The sequence below is a fragment of the Mesorhizobium sp. M0496 genome, assembly GCF_040321205.1.
Classification (GTDB): domain Bacteria; phylum Pseudomonadota; class Alphaproteobacteria; order Rhizobiales; family Rhizobiaceae; genus Mesorhizobium.
On the sequence record NZ_JAMYRC010000012.1, the window covers coordinates 115,050 to 131,673 of the forward strand.

At 63.9% G+C, this 16,624-nt stretch carries 15 protein-coding genes; 3 read left to right on the forward strand and 12 right to left on the reverse strand.

The window, feature by feature from the left end:
- Position 1 precedes the first annotated feature (1 nt).
- Positions 2-553 (reverse strand): MaoC family dehydratase, encoded by a 552-nt coding sequence (locus NKI73_RS13695; protein ID WP_352630380.1) that lies wholly within the window; start codon positions 551-553, stop codon positions 2-4.
- 199 nt (positions 554-752) lie between these two features.
- Here NKI73_RS13695 and NKI73_RS13700 point away from each other — a divergent pair, with 199 nt between their 5' ends.
- Positions 753-1,850, forward strand: a complete 1,098-nt coding sequence (locus NKI73_RS13700; protein WP_352630382.1) for a lactonase family protein — start codon at positions 753-755, stop codon at positions 1,848-1,850.
- A gap of 49 nt (positions 1,851-1,899) precedes the next feature.
- Here the strand turns inward: NKI73_RS13700 and NKI73_RS13705 are convergent, their stop codons facing one another.
- The 3 genes from NKI73_RS13705 to NKI73_RS13715 all read right to left on the reverse strand — a co-directional run bounded on the left by NKI73_RS13705 (position 1,900) and on the right by NKI73_RS13715 (position 4,462).
- Complete coding sequence (locus NKI73_RS13705) at positions 1,900-2,892, reverse strand: Tim44 domain-containing protein (RefSeq protein WP_352630444.1); 993 nt, start codon at positions 2,890-2,892, stop codon at positions 1,900-1,902.
- 73 nt (positions 2,893-2,965) lie between these two features.
- Positions 2,966-3,259 (reverse strand): TFIIB-type zinc ribbon-containing protein, encoded by a 294-nt coding sequence (locus NKI73_RS13710; RefSeq protein WP_352630445.1) that lies wholly within the window; start codon positions 3,257-3,259, stop codon positions 2,966-2,968.
- A 213-nt stretch (positions 3,260-3,472) separates the two neighbouring features.
- A complete protein-coding gene (locus tag NKI73_RS13715; RefSeq protein ID WP_352630384.1) occupies positions 3,473-4,462 on the reverse strand; it encodes a zinc-dependent alcohol dehydrogenase family protein in 990 nt (329 codons plus the stop codon).
- A 101-nt stretch (positions 4,463-4,563) separates the two neighbouring features.
- Here NKI73_RS13715 and NKI73_RS13720 point away from each other — a divergent pair, with 101 nt between their 5' ends.
- Both NKI73_RS13720 and NKI73_RS13725 read left to right on the forward strand, forming a co-directional pair.
- Entirely contained in the window at positions 4,564-5,466 is a 903-nt protein-coding gene (locus NKI73_RS13720) for a LysR family transcriptional regulator (protein ID WP_352630386.1), read from the forward strand.
- A gap of 224 nt (positions 5,467-5,690) precedes the next feature.
- On the forward strand, positions 5,691-7,337 hold the full coding sequence (locus NKI73_RS13725; protein ID WP_352630388.1) for an acetolactate synthase large subunit: 1,647 nt from the start codon (positions 5,691-5,693) through the stop codon (positions 7,335-7,337).
- A gap of 117 nt (positions 7,338-7,454) precedes the next feature.
- On the opposite strand, the gene NKI73_RS13730 is transcribed toward NKI73_RS13725, so the two are convergent.
- From NKI73_RS13730 to NKI73_RS13765, 8 genes are all read right to left on the reverse strand, one after another.
- A complete protein-coding gene (locus NKI73_RS13730) occupies positions 7,455-8,624 on the reverse strand; it encodes a substrate-binding protein (protein WP_352630389.1) in 1,170 nt (389 codons plus the stop codon).
- A gap of 81 nt (positions 8,625-8,705) precedes the next feature.
- Positions 8,706-9,407, reverse strand: coding sequence for an ABC transporter ATP-binding protein (locus NKI73_RS13735; protein WP_352630391.1), 702 nt, complete (start codon positions 9,405-9,407; stop codon positions 8,706-8,708).
- A 2-nt stretch (positions 9,408-9,409) separates the two neighbouring features.
- Positions 9,410-10,114 carry an ATP-binding cassette domain-containing protein gene (locus NKI73_RS13740; protein ID WP_352630393.1) on the reverse strand — a complete coding sequence of 235 codons (705 nt, stop codon included), beginning with the start codon at positions 10,112-10,114 and terminating at the stop codon, positions 9,410-9,412.
- Positions 10,111-11,097, reverse strand: a complete 987-nt coding sequence (locus tag NKI73_RS13745; protein ID WP_352630395.1) for a branched-chain amino acid ABC transporter permease — start codon at positions 11,095-11,097, stop codon at positions 10,111-10,113. Before NKI73_RS13745 ends, NKI73_RS13740 begins: the two co-directional genes overlap by 4 nt.
- Positions 11,094-11,951, reverse strand: a complete 858-nt coding sequence (urtB, locus tag NKI73_RS13750) for an urea ABC transporter permease subunit UrtB (protein ID WP_352630397.1) — start codon at positions 11,949-11,951, stop codon at positions 11,094-11,096. The genes NKI73_RS13745 and urtB overlap by 4 nt, the downstream gene beginning before the upstream one ends.
- 4 nt (positions 11,952-11,955) lie before the next feature.
- Complete coding sequence (locus NKI73_RS13755; protein WP_352630399.1) at positions 11,956-13,077, reverse strand: histone deacetylase-like amidohydrolase; 1,122 nt, start codon at positions 13,075-13,077, stop codon at positions 11,956-11,958.
- A gap of 81 nt (positions 13,078-13,158) precedes the next feature.
- Positions 13,159-15,888, reverse strand: coding sequence for a winged helix-turn-helix domain-containing protein (locus tag NKI73_RS13760; RefSeq protein WP_352630401.1), 2,730 nt, complete (start codon positions 15,886-15,888; stop codon positions 13,159-13,161).
- Entirely contained in the window at positions 15,889-16,596 is a 708-nt protein-coding gene (locus tag NKI73_RS13765; protein WP_352630403.1) for a GNAT family N-acetyltransferase, read from the reverse strand.
- Positions 16,597-16,624: the final 28 nt, after the last annotated feature.

A 16,624-nucleotide genomic window follows, 5' to 3' on the forward strand; every position in this document is an offset into this window, starting at 1 on the left:
GTTATTTCTCCGTCTTGCCGACGAAGTCGGCCGCGTTGCGGTACTTCACCGTCTGCAGATGCTCGCAATAGAGAACGAGTTCGCCTTCGCCCTTGAACACCTCGTAGCTGGCGCGGATCAGCCCCATCTCCTTGTAGCGGGGCTTCTTGTCGAGGTTGGAGCGGATCGAATAGATCGTGTCGCCGATGAAGACAGGCTTTATGAAACGCAGTCTGTCGTAGCCATAGGAAAAGGCGTTGACGCAATTGGTCGCGACCAGCCCCAGCCCAGCAGAGAAGACAAAGGCACCGGCGATCAGCCGCTTGCCGAAAATGCCTTCGCTCTCGGCAAACATCTGGTCCTGCACATAAGGGTGGATGTCGAGTACCAGTGTGTTGAACAGATGGCTGTCGCCTTCCGCCATGGTGCGGCGCAACGAGCGGATTTTCTGGCCGACCGGCCAGTCCTCATAGAACCAGTTTTCGGCGTTCCACACCGGCAGCGCGGCATGCTCTTCGGGCATGTTCTTGGGATGCGTCGAGGCGACGCCGACCGTATGCGCGAAATCGTTCATGGCTGGCTCCGCCAGTCCTGCCGGAGGTTCCGTGCAACCATTTGAACACGCGTCAAGGCGCCTGTATGCACGACGTCTCCTCCCGTCAATCTTCTTTTGTAAATAGTATTTTCACATATGGGGTTGCGTTGCAAGCGTGAACAGGCGAAATTTTGGCGGCTTCCGCGCGCCGAAGCGGCGGCGGGCAGGGGAGAAAAACATGCGCGAGGATTGTCTGGTCTTTGTCGGCAGCCTGAACCGTGAGGCGCCATATTTTCAGGGCGCGCGCGGCATTGGTCTCGGCGTCTACAGCTTCGACGAAGCGACGCTCGAAACGCGAAAACTGGCCGAGACCAACGACGTCGACAATCCGACATTCCTGTCGGTGACGCCGGACGGTTCACGCGTCTATGCCAATTCGGAAGTCTTCACCTGGCGCGAGGGGACCGTCTCCGCCTACAGATTCGATCGTGCTTCGAGCACGCTGAGTTACCTGAACAAGCAGCCATCCCTTGGCAGCATCACTGCCCACAACACCATCACCCGCGATGGGACGAAGCTGCTGGTTGCCAATTACGGCATGGGCGAGGGTGGTCCGGATCGCGCCGTGGCTGTCTATGGATTCGCCAAGGACGGCGCGCTGTCGGCGCCACTGGCCAGCGTCTCGCACAAGGGCACGGGCCCGAATCCGGCGCGGCAGGAACGCTCGCATGCCCACAGCGTCACCGAAACCATTGCCGGTGGCACGGCCATCGTCGCCGACCTTGGCATCGACCGTCTGGTGTCCTACCGAATCGAGCACGACGGCAATCTTGCCAAGCTCGCCGAGTCCGCCTTGCCGCAGGGCGCCGGCCCGCGCCATCTCGCACTGCACCCCAACGGGCGTTTCGTCTTCGTTATGAACGAACTGGATTCGACAATCGTGTCGATGTCATTGGACGAAGCCAACGGCAAGTTGTCGTTCATCGATGCCCAGCCGGCGGTGCCGGCCGAGGCGCGTGACAGCAATCATTGCGCCGATATCCAGATTTCGCCGGATGGCCGTTTTGTCTACGGCTCCAACCGCGGCCATGACAGCGTCGTCATCATGGCAGTCGACCAGCAGACCGGTTCGCTGAGCCTCGTCGGCTATGTCCCCTGCGGCGGTGCGACGCCGCGCAATCTGGCGTTGACGCCTTCAGGCGGCCATCTGTTCTCGGCCAACCAGAACGCCGACCGCATCTCGATTTTCGCCCGCGACGCCGACAGCGGCATGCTGACCGACACCGGGCGGGCCATCGAGATCGGCACGCCGATGTGCGTCAAGATCGTGTGCTGAACGACCGCAACCACATCCACATCGACGTCTCGGCCCAAACCGGCTGGATTTAGGCCTGTTGGATTGCCGAGAGCTTCCAGTTCGAGCCATTCTCACGCACGAATGTCCACAGCTCGGTCGTCTCTGTCGGATGATTATCGTCGCCCTCGACGACCTTGCCGCTGACCCGTTCCCGCGTCACGTCGCGAGACTCGTAGCGCAACGCAGCCGTGGCGTAGTCGCGGTCATCCTCGCGCCAGCTTTCCGCGATGTCGGCCTGCAGCAAAGTGATGTCCGTTACCTCGTTCCTGAGACCTTTCTGGGCATTGTCGGCCAACTCTTCGGACAGATAGGACACCATCTCGGGTGTCACCGCCCGGCGCAGGGCGGCATGATCTTCGCGCCCGAATGCTTCCTGGACATCGGTCAACAGCTGCTGGAATGCGTCGAGGTCGGTCTGGGCCAGCGTGATCTCCTCAGAGGCGGCGGCCGGAGAGCCTCCGCCCGACCCGCCGCCAAAGCCGGGGATTGTGAAGGAGCGCGCAGTGTCCGTCTGCGGCTCTGCCGTTGCGCGGTTTTCAAATCTCGACGCCTGGGCATTGCCGGCACCGGCGAGCGCCGGGGCAGGACCACGCGCCGATTGCGAGCGGAAGAAGCGGATGGCCAGCATGATCGCGCCACCGATGAGCAGGGCTTGAAGTAGGAAACCGAACATGCCGGCCAGGCCACCGAAGCCTTGGCCCACAAGCAGGCCGATCAGGCCGCCGAGCAGCAGGCCGCGCATCATTGTTCCACCGAAGCCGCTCATGAAGCCGGGCCTCTGCAGGCCGGCCTGCGGCTGCCGGGCCGCGTTGTTCACACCGGTGTTGGGCGTCATCGAACGCTCGACCGGAGCGGTCGGCGCTGGCGCGGTTCTGGTCGGCGGTGCCGATTGGAACGTACGCATGCCGCGACTGCCGAAACTGCCGCCGCGACGAGCCTCGGCATGATCCATCGCGACCATGGAGAATGCGAGGAACAGTCCTGCAAAGAGAGCTGCAAATCGGCTTGTGCGGGAAATCATCGGGATGGACCTTTTATCGATGCGGGTTTTGGAAGTTTTCAGCAGACGCCGGCCCGGGCCGGGCGTCATGCGGTCAATCGAACAACTCTTCGAAGAATGATTTCTTCCGCTTCGGATAGCGGTGGCCCTGCGAGCGGGAATAATCGTCATCGCGCCCTTGGCCATGTTGCGGTTGGGAGAAGGCTGCCGGCTGCGGCGCAGGCGCCGCTTCCCTGCCGGAACGCTCGATGATCTTGTCGAGTTCGCCTCGATCAAGCCAGACGCCGCGGCACTGCGGACAGTAATCGATCTCGATACCCTGGCGTTCGCTCATCACGAGCGCGACGCGGCAGGAGGGGCAAGTCATACCAAGGAGGGAAGATGTCATGTGGGGCTCCAAACCGAAAAAGATTGAGCCCGCTTGACCGAAAAGAATGGAAACGGGCCCGTTAAAGCGGTCCGACATCACAATCGCCAACAGCGAGAGTCAGAGGGGCCCGGCCCGCACGGGACAATTAGGAATGCAGAGCCGCGCCTTCAAGGGCGATCTTTCAGCAAAGGTGATTTGTTCGCCAACTCTGCTCAAACCGTCACCACAATCTCAGATCGTCACCACGATCTTGCCGAATTGCTCGTTCGACTCCAGGTAGCCGTGCGCCTCGACGATCTGGTCGAACGCGAAGGTCCGGTCGATAATCGGCTTTAGAGTCCCGGTTTCTAGTCCTTCAAGGATGAACGCCTTGGCGGCCTCCAGTTTGGCCGGGTTGCCGGTGATCTCATGGACAAGGTAACCGCGCAGCGTCAGCGTCTTGGCCAGCACCGCAGGCAGCGGGAACGGGGTCGGCTCGCGGCTCAGGCCACCACATTCGATGAGAATGCCGCCCTTTGACATCGCGGCCGTCAGTGGCTCGAAGATCGGACCACCGATTGCGTCCAACACCACACGCACACCTTGCGATCCGGTGATTTCATTCAGCCGTGTGGTGATATCTTCCTCAGCCAGGACCACGACATGCGCCGCACCGGCGTCGAGGAGAGCCTGCCTCTTGGCCAATGTTCGCGTCAGCGCGATCGCTGTCGCGCCGATCCTGTTGGCGATCTGGGTCGCGGCAAGCCCGACACTGCTCGACGCCGCGGTGATGACTACGTGGTCTCCGCTGTGCAGCCTGGCGATATCGATCAGCGCGCCATAGGCGGTGAGATACTGCATCCAGACCGCCGCTGCCGTCTGCCAGTCGAGCGATGGCGGGTGCTTGACGACGAGACTGGCGGGATAGGTGGTCAACTCGCCATAGGCCGGCCAGCGGATCATCGATTGCGGCGGGATGACACTGACCGCGTCCCCCGACGCGAAGTCGTTCACGCCTTCGCCCACGGCCTCGATAATACCCGCCGCTTCGAGGCCAAGCCCGGAAGGCAGCGTCGGCATCTCGATATAGGCACCCGCGCGCAGCAGCGCCTCGGCGCGATTGAGGCCGAGCGCCTTGACGCGGATTTGGACTTCGTCCGGACCCGGTCGGGGCAATTCGACATCCTCGATGCGCAGAACCTCGGGACCACCATGCTGGTGAAAGCGAACCACACGTACCATTCGGGAGACTCCAAATTATCTGAACCGAATGAGCTATGCAGCCGAGCTTGCCGAGGATAAATGGCTGTAAAGGGGAACAGTAGAAACCAGGAGTTTCGAATATGGATCGGCTTGAGAGCATGGCCGTGTTCGTCAAGGCGGTCGACCTCGGTTCGTTCGCGGCCGCGTCGGTCGCACTCGACCTGTCCGGACCGATGGTTGGGAAACATGTCCGGTTTCTCGAGGAACGGCTGGGCGTGCGCCTGCTCAACCGGACCACGCGCCGGCAGAGCCTGACCGACTTCGGGCGCGCCTACTATGAACGCTGCCGGGTGGTACTGGCCGAGGCCGACGCCGCTGATGCGCTCGCCGCCGCCCAGTTTTCGGAGCCACGTGGAAAACTGCGTGTCACTATGCCGGCGCATTTCGGCCGCCACTGCGTGACGCCCGTGCTGCTAGGGTTGGCGCGGCAATATCCGATGCTGGAACTCGACCTGTCGCTCGGCGACCGCTTCGCCGATCTTGCCGAGGATGGCTACGACCTTGCCATCCGAACTGGTACCCTTGACGACAAGGCTGGCGTGATCGCGCGCCGCGTCGCGCGCCAGGGCATGGTCGTCTGCGCAGCGCCGTCTTATCTCCAATGCCACGGCGAACCGCGGCACATCGACGATCTCGCCGACCATCAGGCGATTGTCTACCGTCGGCTTGGCCAGATCGTTCAGCCGTGGCTGTTTGCGGGCGAGAGGCAACCCACGCAAGAGATCATGCCAACAGGCCGGCTGCGGCTCGACGATCTCGATGCCATCGCCGACGCGGCTGTCGAGGGCATGGGCCTCGCCTGGCTGCCCTCCTGGCTGGTCCGCGAGCGCATTCAGGCCGGCGCGCTGATTGCGCTGCTGCCGGACCAGCCGCGATATCTCTACGACTGCCACGCCCTTTGGCTGCAGACGCCGCATCTGCCGCTGAAGGTGCGGCTTGCCGTCGATGCGCTGGCGGCCGCCTTGCCGAAAATGATGGCGTGATCGCCATCGCTGCCACTCTCAGTTGAGGTCGCGCGGATACTCCTTGACCCCGGCGCGGTCGACGACAGTTCGTCGCCGTCACCACCCGTCGACAACAAGGACACAATTCGGGTTTCTTCTGCAAAGCCGGTAAAAGAGTGCACGCATCGGGCCTTTGAGGCATCGTGTTCCAGTGCCATATGAAAGTGGCTGACTGAATGAGCGCATTGCGGGAGGGACGGTTTATGACCAAAGGTTCGGATCTGTTCGTCGCGGCCCTCGAGAACGAAGGGGTCGAACGGATTTTCGGCATTCCGGGCGAAGAAAATCTCGATATCGTCGAATCCATCCGCCGCTCCTCGATCCAGCTGATCCTGACCCGCCACGAGCAGGCGGCCGCTTTCATGGCCGCCACCTATGGCAGACTCACCGGCAAGCCAGGTGTGTGCATCACCACGCTTGGCCCGGGCGCGCTCAATCTTTCGACCGGTTCGGCCTATGCGCTGCTCGGCGCGATGCCGATGATCATGATCACCGGCCAGAAGGGCATCCTGTCATCCCGGCAGGCGCGCTTTCAGATCGTCGACATAGTCGCGGCGATGAAGCCGCTGACCAAGCTGTCGCGCCAGATCGTCTCGCCGAAGATGATCCCGTCGCTGGTGCGCGAAGCCTTTCGCGTTGCCCAGGAAGAGCGTCCAGGCCCAGTGCATCTGGAACTGCCGGAAGACATTGCTGCGGCAGAGTGCGAGCCGATCGCACTGGTGCCGACGCACCCGGTCGAACTGCCGCTGGCCAGCCCGGGCGCGCTTGATCGCGCCGCCCGTATGATCATGGAAGCCAAGCGTCCGCTGTTGATGTTCGGCGCGGCGGCGTCGCGGCCGCGCTTGACCTCCGATCTCGCGCAGTTCGTGCTGCGCACGCAAATTCCCTATTTCACCACGCAGATGGGCAAGGGCACCGTGCCCGGCGGCACCGAGCTCTATATGGGAACAGCAGCCCTTTCGGAACGCGACTATGTGCACGAGGCCATCGAACAGGCCGATCTGATCATCACCATCGGTCACGACACGGTCGAGAAGCCGCCCTTCATCATGGGGGCGAAGGGGCCGAAGGTGATTCATGTCGGCTATCAAACGGCCGATGTCGAGCAGGTCTATTTCCCACAGGCAGAAATCGTCGGCGACCTCGGGCCTTCGCTGGCGCTGCTGGCCGACCGCATCGAAGGCAACATCCCCAATGCGCAGGCCCTGCTGCCGCTGCGGGAAGGCGTTTTGAGCCGGATCGCAGCGCGCGCCACCGAAGACCGCTTCACACCGCAGCGCATCGTGCATGACGTGCGCGCCGTGATGCCGGCGGACGGTATCCTCTCCCTCGACAATGGCATGTACAAGATCTGGTTCGCGCGCAACTACCGGACGCGCATGGCAAACACGCTGCTGCTCGACAATGCGCTGGCCACAATGGGCGCGGGCTTGCCGTCGGCAATGATGGCGGCACTGCTCTATCCACAGCGCCGTATCATGGCCATCTGCGGCGACGGCGGCTTCATGATGAACAGCCAGGAAATGGAGACCGCCGTCAGGCTCAGGCTCAACCTCGTCGTCCTGCTGCTCGAGGATCACGCCTACGGCATGATCCGCTGGAAACAGGCGGTCGACGAGTTTCCGGATTTTGGCATGACCTTCGGCAATCCCGACTTCGTGAGATACGCCGAGGCCTATGGCGCCAAGGGGACCAGGGTTGGCGCGATCGCCGAATTGCGGCCAACGCTGGAACAGGCCTTCGCCGGCGGCGGCGTGCATCTCGTCGTCGTGCCCATCGACTATTCCGAAAACATAAGGGTGCTTGTCGACGAGTTGCGCGAGCGGCTGCCAGCGACCCAGGTACCCTGACGGCAGCGGCAACGCCGCGGTCAGGATTGCCTGGATGTAATAGACCTATCCAGATCGGCCGCGGCCGGATGGCTGCGCGGCAACGACAAGATCCGATGTGCCGCGCAGCCGAAGTTCCTAGACCTTGCAGTAAGGCGTCACCGGCGCGATGGTGCCGAAATCCCTAGCGATCTCGTAGCCGATGCCGTCGGCCGCCGCCTTGCCGACATAGGAATGGCAGAGTGTGTGGTTGTTGGTGGCGTCGACGCGGATCTTGCCTTGCGGCGCGTCGAATTCGATCGCCGGCAGCGCCGCCAGCACATCGTCGTCCTTCAGCGACCCCGCCTTCTCGGCGGCCAGAGCGTAGAGATGCAGGCCGTTGTAGCCGGCCTCACCGATGCCGTTGACCATCTTCTCCTGGCCGAACTTTTCGCGGAAGCTGGAGATGAACTTCTTGTTGACCGGGTTGTCGAGCGCCATCCAGTAGGGCTGCGGCGCGTAGGTGCCGGCAGCGACGCCCGGCGGCAGCGCGTCCTTGTTGAAGACCTCGTCGAGCGGCGCGATCAGCGGCTGCTTGATGTCGAAGCTGCGATACTGCTTGAGCTGGGTGACGGCGTCGTTGCCGACCACCATCGACCAGACGACATCGGGCTTCAGCGACTTGATCTTCTGGAACGCCGGGCCGAAATCCGTGGTGCCGAACGGATAGTAGTCGGCGCCGATAATCTTGCCGCCGGCCTTCTCATAGGCCGCCGTGATCGCCTCGGTCATCTTCTGCGGCCAGGCATAGTCGGAGGCCATGACATAGATCGTCTTGCCGAGGTTCTCGGCCACCCATGGCATCATCGGGTCGACCTGCTGCATCGGGATCGGGCCGGTGGCGACGAAGTAGCGGTTGCACTCGCCGCCTTCGAAATTGGTCGGATAGAAGAACAGCTTCTTGGCCTTCGAGGTCACGGATAGCGTCGCAGAGCGCTCGGGCGAAATGATCGTGCCCATGATCACGTCGACCTTGTCTTCGTTGATGAGCTTGCGCGCCTTGTCGATGGAGCCCTTGGTCGTGGTCTGGTTGTCTTCGATGATCAGCTCCACCTGGCGGCCGCCAATGCCGTTGGCGGCGTTGAGTTCGGCGGCGGCAAGCTTGTAGCAATTGAGCAGCGTCTCGCCGAGGATCGCCTGCAGCCCGGTGATCGGGATCGACAGGCCGACCTTGACGGTGTCGGCGGCGCGCAGGATCGATGGCGCGCCGACCATGGCGAAGGCAGCGGCAGCGCCGCCGGATTTCAAAACAGTTCGTCTGCTTATCATTGTTGTGTTCCCTTCCAGTCCAGGCGCGCCCCATGCACGCCCTACAAAGCCAACAGGTCCGAGGCGCGCTTCAGGCGTGCCTTACAAAGCCAACAAATCCTTGAGCAGGGTCTCGTCGGCGAACGCCTCCGGCGCGCCTTCATGGACGATCCTGCCCTTCTCCATCACCAGGCAGCGATCCGCCGCCTTGAGAACGAGATCGAGATTCTGCTCGACAAGAACGATCGCGATGCCGCGCTCGCGGGCAATGCGCGGCACCAGCTCGGCGATCGACTGCACGATGTTCGGTTGGATACCTTCCGAGGGCTCGTCGAGCAGCAGCGCCGACGGCAGGCCGCATAGCGCGCGGCCGATCGCCAGCATCTGCTGCTGGCCACCCGAGAGTGTGCCCGCGATCTGCGCTTCGCGTTCGCGCAGGATCGGAAAATAGCCGAAAATATCGGCCGGAATGCCGCCGTCGCCACGGTCCCTGGCGGCGCGGGTGCCGACCTCCAGGTTTTGCCGCACTGTCAGTTGGTTGAAGATCCCGCGCCCCTGCGGCACATGCGCGATGCCCGCCCGCGCGCGGCGGAAGGCCGGCGCGTTGGTGAGATCCTTGTCACCGAGAACCACCGCGCCGCCGCTCGCCCGCAAGCCGCCGGCGATGACGCGCAGCAGCGTCGTCTTGCCGGCGCCGTTGCGGCCAAGCAGACCGACGACTTCGCCGGGCGCGACGCTGAGGTCGATGCCGTTCAGCACCGGGAGCAGGCCGTAGCCGGCCGACACGGCAAGTGTCCGCAGCATGGTCAGCGCCTCCCCAGATAGACATCGCGGACCACCTCGTCGGTCTCGATGTCATGGAAAGGACCGCTGCGCAGCCGGCGTCCCTGATGCAGCACCAGCGTTTCGCAATTCAACGCCCGCACGAAGCGGATGTCGTGCTCGACCGCGACGATCGAGAACTCGCCCTTGAGCCGTAGCAGCATCTCGGCGGTTGCCAGCGTCTCCTGCGGTGTCATGCCGGCGGTCGGCTCGTCGAGCAGCAGCAGCCTCGGCTCAATTGCCAGCGCCATGCCGATCTCCAGCCATTGCTTCTGGCCGTGTGCGAGTTGACCGGCAAGCGTCGAGGTACGGTTGCCGAGCGCGACCAACTCCAAGAGTTCGCCAACCGGGCGCGCAGGCGAGGGTGCGCCCCACCGAGCGACCTTCAAATTGTCTTCCACCGAGAGGCTTGGGAAGACTGAGGGGATCTGGAACTTGCGGGCGATGCCGAGCCGGGCGATGCGATGCAGTGGCAAGCCGGCTATGTCGTGGCCGAGGAAGCGCACGCTGCCGCTGGTTGGGCGAAGCGTGCCGGTCAGCACGTTGAGGAAGGTGCTCTTGCCGGCGCCGTTCGGTCCGATGATGCAGCAGAGCTCCTTGTCGCGCACGGTGAGGTTCAGTGCCTCGAGCGCCTGCAGCCCGCCGAAGCGGATGCCGACATTTTCAGCCTGGAGCAGGATGTCGCTCATTGTGCCCGCCTCCGCCCTTTGAACAGGCTCTTCAGCCGCGCGTAGATCGACAGGATGCCGTCCGGCAGGACGAAGACGATGATGACGAAGACGCAGCCGAGCAGCAGCGGCCAAAGGCTCGGGTTGAAGCTGCTGATGGTCTGCTGCGCCCGCTGGATGAAGATGGCGCCGAGCACCGGCCCAAGCAGCGTGCCGCGCCCGCCGACCGCCACCCAGACGATGACTTCCGTCGACAGAAGCAACCCGGCCAGATCGGGCGCCACCAGCCCGGCCATGCAGACATAGAGCGCGCCGGCAAGCCCGGCGATCGCCGCCGACAGAACAAAGGTCACGAGCAGCCGCAACGGCGCGTTATGGCCAAGCGCCGCCGCCCGGACTTCATTGTCCTGAATGGCGGTCAGCACCGTGCCCCAGCGCCCACGACTGATCGACCACAGCGCCAGCACGGCCACCGCCACGACGGCCGAGACGAAGATGTAGGAGGGCAGATCCTGGCTGAGATCGACATGCAGCCCGCCAACATCGAACTCGATCGGCGGGATGCCGATCAGGCCGCTGTCGCCGCCCGTGACCGAGCTCCAGGAAACAGCGGCCTGCTGGCAGATGACACCCATGGCCAGCGTGACGATGGTGAAGTAGCTGCCGCGGATGCCGCCGAAGAACAGAAAGTAGCCGATGATGGCGGCGACGAAGGCAGCACCGGCCACCGCGCCCATGATACCGAGCAAGCTTGCGAAGGGGATGGCATCGTTGAGCGTGACCAGCGCCATGGTGTAGCCGCCAATGCCGAAAAAGGCGGCGTGGCCGAAACACAGGATTCCGGTGCGACCCCAGAAGAAGTCGAGACTTGCCGCGAACAGGCCGAAGATCAGCGCGTCGCGGATCACCGTCAGCTGATAACCGCCGGCGAAGAGGGGATAGACGACCGCGAGCGCCACGCAGACGGCGAAGATCAGCAGCCAGTTGCGGTCACGGGCGATCATCGCGATGCCCCGTTGAACAGGCCGTTGGGCCGCAGCCTGACGGCGACGATGGCTGCCAGCAGCACGATCGCCTGCGCCAGCGATGGCGAGATCTGGTAGTTGAGGACGCTGGTCAGCCCGCCGACGAAAACGCTGCCGGCGACAAGGCCGCCGATCGAGCCGACACCGCCAACGATGACGACGAAGAAGGCGTTGGCGAGATAGTTGACCCCCATCTGCGGCAGCACGATCGCCAGCGGCGCGACCAGTCCGCCGGCGAGCCCGGCGATGGCCGCGCCGAAGGTGAAGGCGATGGCGTAGGTGCGCCGCGTGTTGATGCCGACGCCCTCGGCCATCTCGCGGTTCTGGATGACGGTGCGGATGTCGAGACCGAAGGACGTCCGGCTGATCAGCAGGACGACGCCGAGCAGGATCAGCATGGCGATGCCGATCAGGATCAGCCGGTAGGCTGGATAGACGGTGAAGAAGAGATCGAGCGTGCCCTCGATCGGCGGCGCCACCGGCTTGGCGCCGAGCCCGAAGGTCAGTTCCAGCCCTTGCTGCAGGATCAGGCTGACGCCCCAGGTGGCGAGCACGGTCGAGACCGGCCTTGAGTAGAGATGGCGGATGATGGCGAATTCGAGGATGCAGCCGACCATCGCGCCGGCAATGGGCGCTGCGGCCAGGCCCAGCCAGAACGAGCCGCCCATGCTCTGGACGAAATAGACCGCGAAGGCGCCGACGGTGACGAACTCGCCATGTGCAAGATTGGTGACGTTCATCAGGCCGAAGCTGATCGCTAGCCCAAGCCCGACCAGCATCAGAATGCTGATCAGCGTCAGCGCATTGAGAAGCGTGGCGAAGACAAAATCCATCGCGTCAGGCCGCACTGTCTAGGCGTTGGCGCAGACTGGCGAGCAGGCCCTCTGCGGCATCGATCACCGCGGCCTGATGCGGCTGCAGATCCTGCCCGGCCCATTCGTCGATATGCTCCGAGAGCGGGTCGACCACCTCGGTGCGGTGATTGGCCAGGGTCTCGATGACGGCGTGGCCGCAGAACGGCACATAGCCCTCGGAGTAGCCGCCCTCATGGGTCATGATCAGGCGTCCTTGCGAGGTCTCGGCGGCCAGCGCCACCATGCGCGCGGCCAGGCGCCGGAAGCATTCGCTGTTGAGCATCATGCGGCCGAGCGGGTCGAAGCCCGAGGCGTCGAAGCCGGAAGCGACGATGACGAGGTCCGGTTTGAAGGCGCGCAGCGCCGGGGCGATGACGCGGTCGAAGGTCGCTTCATAGGCGCCGGTCCCGCTACCGGCCGGCAGCGGGACGTTGATGTTGTAGCCCTCGCCGGCGCCCTTGCCGTTGTCGGCCAGCGCGCCGCGCCCGGTCGGGTAGAGATTGTCCTGATGCACGGAAATGGTCAGCACCGAGGGGTCGGAATAGAACACCGTCTCGGTGCCGTTGCCGTGATGTACATCCCAGTCGACCACGGCGGCGCGGCCGAGCAGGCCTTCATGCTGCAGCCGGCGGACAGCGACACCGATGTTGGAGAACAGGCAGTTGCCCATCGCCTGGTCGGGTTCGGCATGATGTCCTGGCGGCCGTGCCAGCGCGTAAGCATTGTCGACGCGGCCGGTCAGTACGGCGCGCATCGCGGCATAGGTGGTGCCGGCCGACAGCAGAGCGATGTCAAAACTGTTGAGGCCGATTGGCGCCTGCGGACCGGCGAAACCGGAGCCACGTTCGCTGAGCATCCGGATATCGTCGACGTGGCGTTGCGTATGCACGCGCAGCAGGTCTTCGACCGAAACCGGCTCGGGGATGATCGGCACCAGATGGCGCGACAGGCCACTGACCTGGATGAGGTTGTTGAGCCGACGCTTCGAGCCGGGCGATTCCAGATGGCGGCCCGGTTCCACGAAGCGGCCGGGAGGCATCATGTCGGCGCTCGAGCCGGTATCATGCCACATCAGCTGTTCGTGAAAAACGTAGCCTGTCGCCATGCGCAGCGTTCCCCTAAAAACCAGGTGACGCTTAGCAGGCTTGTATCGGCTCCGCCCGCCCCGAAAGGAGGGCTGCGCCTATTATCTATGCCCTCCTTTCGGAGGGGTAGGGGCGTCGGCGGACCCTTGCGCGGCGCGCACGGCCTGGACCCGGTTGGTCACCGCCAGCTTGCCGAAAATGTTCTTCAAATGCCACTTCACCGTGGTTTCGCTCACCGACAGCGCAAAGGCGATATCGCGATTGGACATGCCCTCGGTGAGATAGCGCAGCAGCTCGGTCTCGCGCTGGGTGAGATGTTCCTTCTCGGCGGCTGGCGCGGCCAGCTTGCGCGTCGCCACAGGCATCGTCTGCGCGGCATCGATGATGCGCGTCGCATAGGCTGACAGCGCGGGATCTGTCTTTGCCTGAGCCGCACGCAGGCGCATCAACCCTTCGACGACAGGCCTTCCCTCGTCGACGAAGGAGCGGATGAAGCCTGACGGCTGGGCAAGGCGCAGCGCTTCGAGCAGATGCCGGTCGGCCTCGCGTTGGTCGTGTGCCGCGCTGGCCGTCTTGGCGCGCAGGATCAGCGCTAGGATGTAGCGACGCATGCGCCCGTTGTCTTTCGTGCGCTTCAGAAGTGCGTCGAAGACCTTGGCCGCATCGGCATAGGATTTCTCGGCCGTCAGCAGGCGGCCTTCGGCGAAGAACTCGAACTCGTTGGCGGTAGTCATGACCATCGACGCCTCGGTCTCTTCGCCGCGATGCTCGGCCAGCAGCGCGCGCGCCTCGGCATTGCGGTTCTGGTCGAGCAGCGCGCGTATGCGGTCATGCAGGATCATCGATGCCAGGCGGCGATACACCGTGCCGCGCACGCGTTGATAGACCCGCTCCAGCATATCGAGTGCGGCTTCGGTGCGGCCGGTGAGCTGCAGCACGCGGGCATAGGTCGGCACACTGGCCAAGGGATAGACGATGACCGCCGCACCCTCGATCAGCGGGCCGAGGTTCTCGACCAGGGCCAGCGCTTCGCCGGACGCATTGGTTTCGTAGGCAAGCTCGGCAAGCAGTGTTCCGGCCAGGGCCTCGGCATAGGAATTAGCACCGATCCGCGCCCTGGCCTCGATGATCGCGTTGCGAAGCAGCCGCTCGGCGGCAGGCAGGCGGCCCGCCGAACGTTCGACGACGGCCATGTAGCAATTGGCGATGGTGACGCCGAGCAGGCTGCCGCTTCGCTCGTGCGCCCGTCGCGCCGCATCGATTGCCGCGCGCGCACCGTCGAGGTCGCCGAGCGCATAGAGGTTGTAGCCGATGACATTGGCGGTCGCGCCCTCCATGAACCAGGCATCGGGCGCGATGACGCGCAAGGCGGCAAGTGCGGTGTCACGCGCCTGATCGAACTGCTCCAGCGTGCTGTGGACGGCAGCGGCGATGACCACGAGCTCGGCCTCGATCGTTGTGCCGGTCACGGTGCCTGGGTCATTGCTGTCAGCCGGTCCGGTCTCGACCAGCTTGCGCGCATTGTTCAGCGTCTGCTGGGCAATCTCGGGTTGGCTGCTGTGCACTGCCAGCCACAGCACGACCAGCTGCAGCCGGATGCGCTGATCGATCAGTTGCTTCGGCAGCAGTGCCAGCAACTGGCGCACATAAAGAAGCTGGCACTGGGCGATGAGGTCGAGCGCGTTGTTTTCGACGAACACCGCCGCGCGGGCCTGGTCGCCGGCGGCCAGCGCGTGCCCGATCGCCTCGGTCAGCATCTTGCGTTCGCCGAACCATTCGGCGGCCGCCAGATGCAGCGGTGCGATCATCTCGGGCTCGCGCCGTTCCATTTCGCGGCTGAGGAAGTCGCGGAACAGGTGATGATAGCGGAACCAACGCCGCTCTTCGTCGAGTGGCACAAGAAAAAGGTTGCGCGTTTCGATCTCGGTGATCGCAGTCTCGGCGTCGGCCGCCCGCATCACCGCCCGGCAGGCTTCGGCGCTGAAGCGTTCGAAGATTGAGCTGTAGAGCAGGAACTTCGCGATCGCCGGTGGCAATTCCAGGAACACTTCCCCCATCAGGAAGTCGGCGACGTTGCGGTTGGCGCCGGTAAAATTGCCGATGACGGTTTCGGGTGCATGCGCGGCACTTAGCGATAGCGAGGCCAACTGCAGGCCGGCGGCCCATCCTTCAGTGCGCGAGCACAAGGTTTCCACCGTGCCGCTGCTGACGCTGAGGCCCAGCTTCTCGTTGAAGAACGCCTCGGCTTCGGAGGAGGCGAAACGCAGATCGTCGGGGCCGATTTCGAAGACGTCGCCTAGCACCCTGAGCTTGCCGAGCTGCAGGTCGGGCAGGCTGCGCGAGCCGATGACGAAGGCGACATTCGCCGGCGCCTGCCGGGTCAGGCGCTCCATGAACCGCTTCACCGCCGGCGCCTCGATGGCGTGGTAGTCGTCGAAGAACAAGGTGATGTCGGCCTCGCGCGCCGCAAGACCCGCCACCAGTGCTGCGAGCACGACATCGAGCTGCGGGATCGGGCTCGACTGGAAGGCAAGATCGAGCTCCGCCGGGCTTTGCACCAGCTGGCGCACCGCTCCCACCAGATGCGACAGGAAGGCGCCCTCGTCATTGTCTGTCGTCTCGCAGGACAGCCATGCGGTCAGCCGGCCGTGGCGCGCGACTTCCGCAGCCCATTGCGCCATCGTCGTCGACTTGCCGAAACCGGCCGGCGCGGCAAACAGCACAATGCGCGTGTCGATGTGGCGTTCCAGCGTCGACAGGATGGTCTCACGGCGGACCCATCGGCGATGGTGCTGCGATGCTTGGCTGACGGATTGCGGAGCTGTTCTCATCTAGGTCCGCGCAACCTGTCGGTTCTCCGGCGTGAGCGAGCCTCCCTTGCCATTGCTGCAGCCGTTCCAATCCGCTTCGATCAGCGGAATCTGCGGTGCGGCATCGCGCGGCAAGGTTCCTTTTATCCTGGGATCGTCGATAATCTCGAATCCGGTCGCGAAGGGCACGAACCCGCAGGCACTGTAGAAACCTATGACGCTGTGATGGTCGAAGCTGCTTGTATGCAGCCAGATGCGGCTCGGATTTAGACACCATGCGAGATCGAGGGCACCGGCCATCAACCGCTTGCCGAACCCTCGGCCAGTCAGGGACGGGAACAGGCCGAAATAGGTGATCTCGATCTCGTTGCTGTCGGCGACGAAGAATTCGACCATGCCCAGATGGGTGCCGGTCTCGTCATGGCCGTAGTAGAGATGCTGGCGCGGGTCGGCAAAATGTTCCGCGATCTCGGCATCGGACATTTCGGAAACGCGGTCCCACAGCCAGGGCGCACCGATCTCGAGGAAGACCGCCCGATACGAAGCGCAGTCGGGCATGGTGATCCGGGTCATCGCCAGAGGTTGCGCGAGATCGGGCTGCGGAGCGCGCGCCTCCATCCACGTCACGGCATTGGCGAGCTTGCCGGCCGGCAGGCGCCGGTAGCCAGTGGCGAGATCGGTGATTTCGGCCGGCATCGTGTCTTCGGTGATCAACGCATTCCTCGTCATGTCTGTCCAGACAGCAGTATCGGCTTGC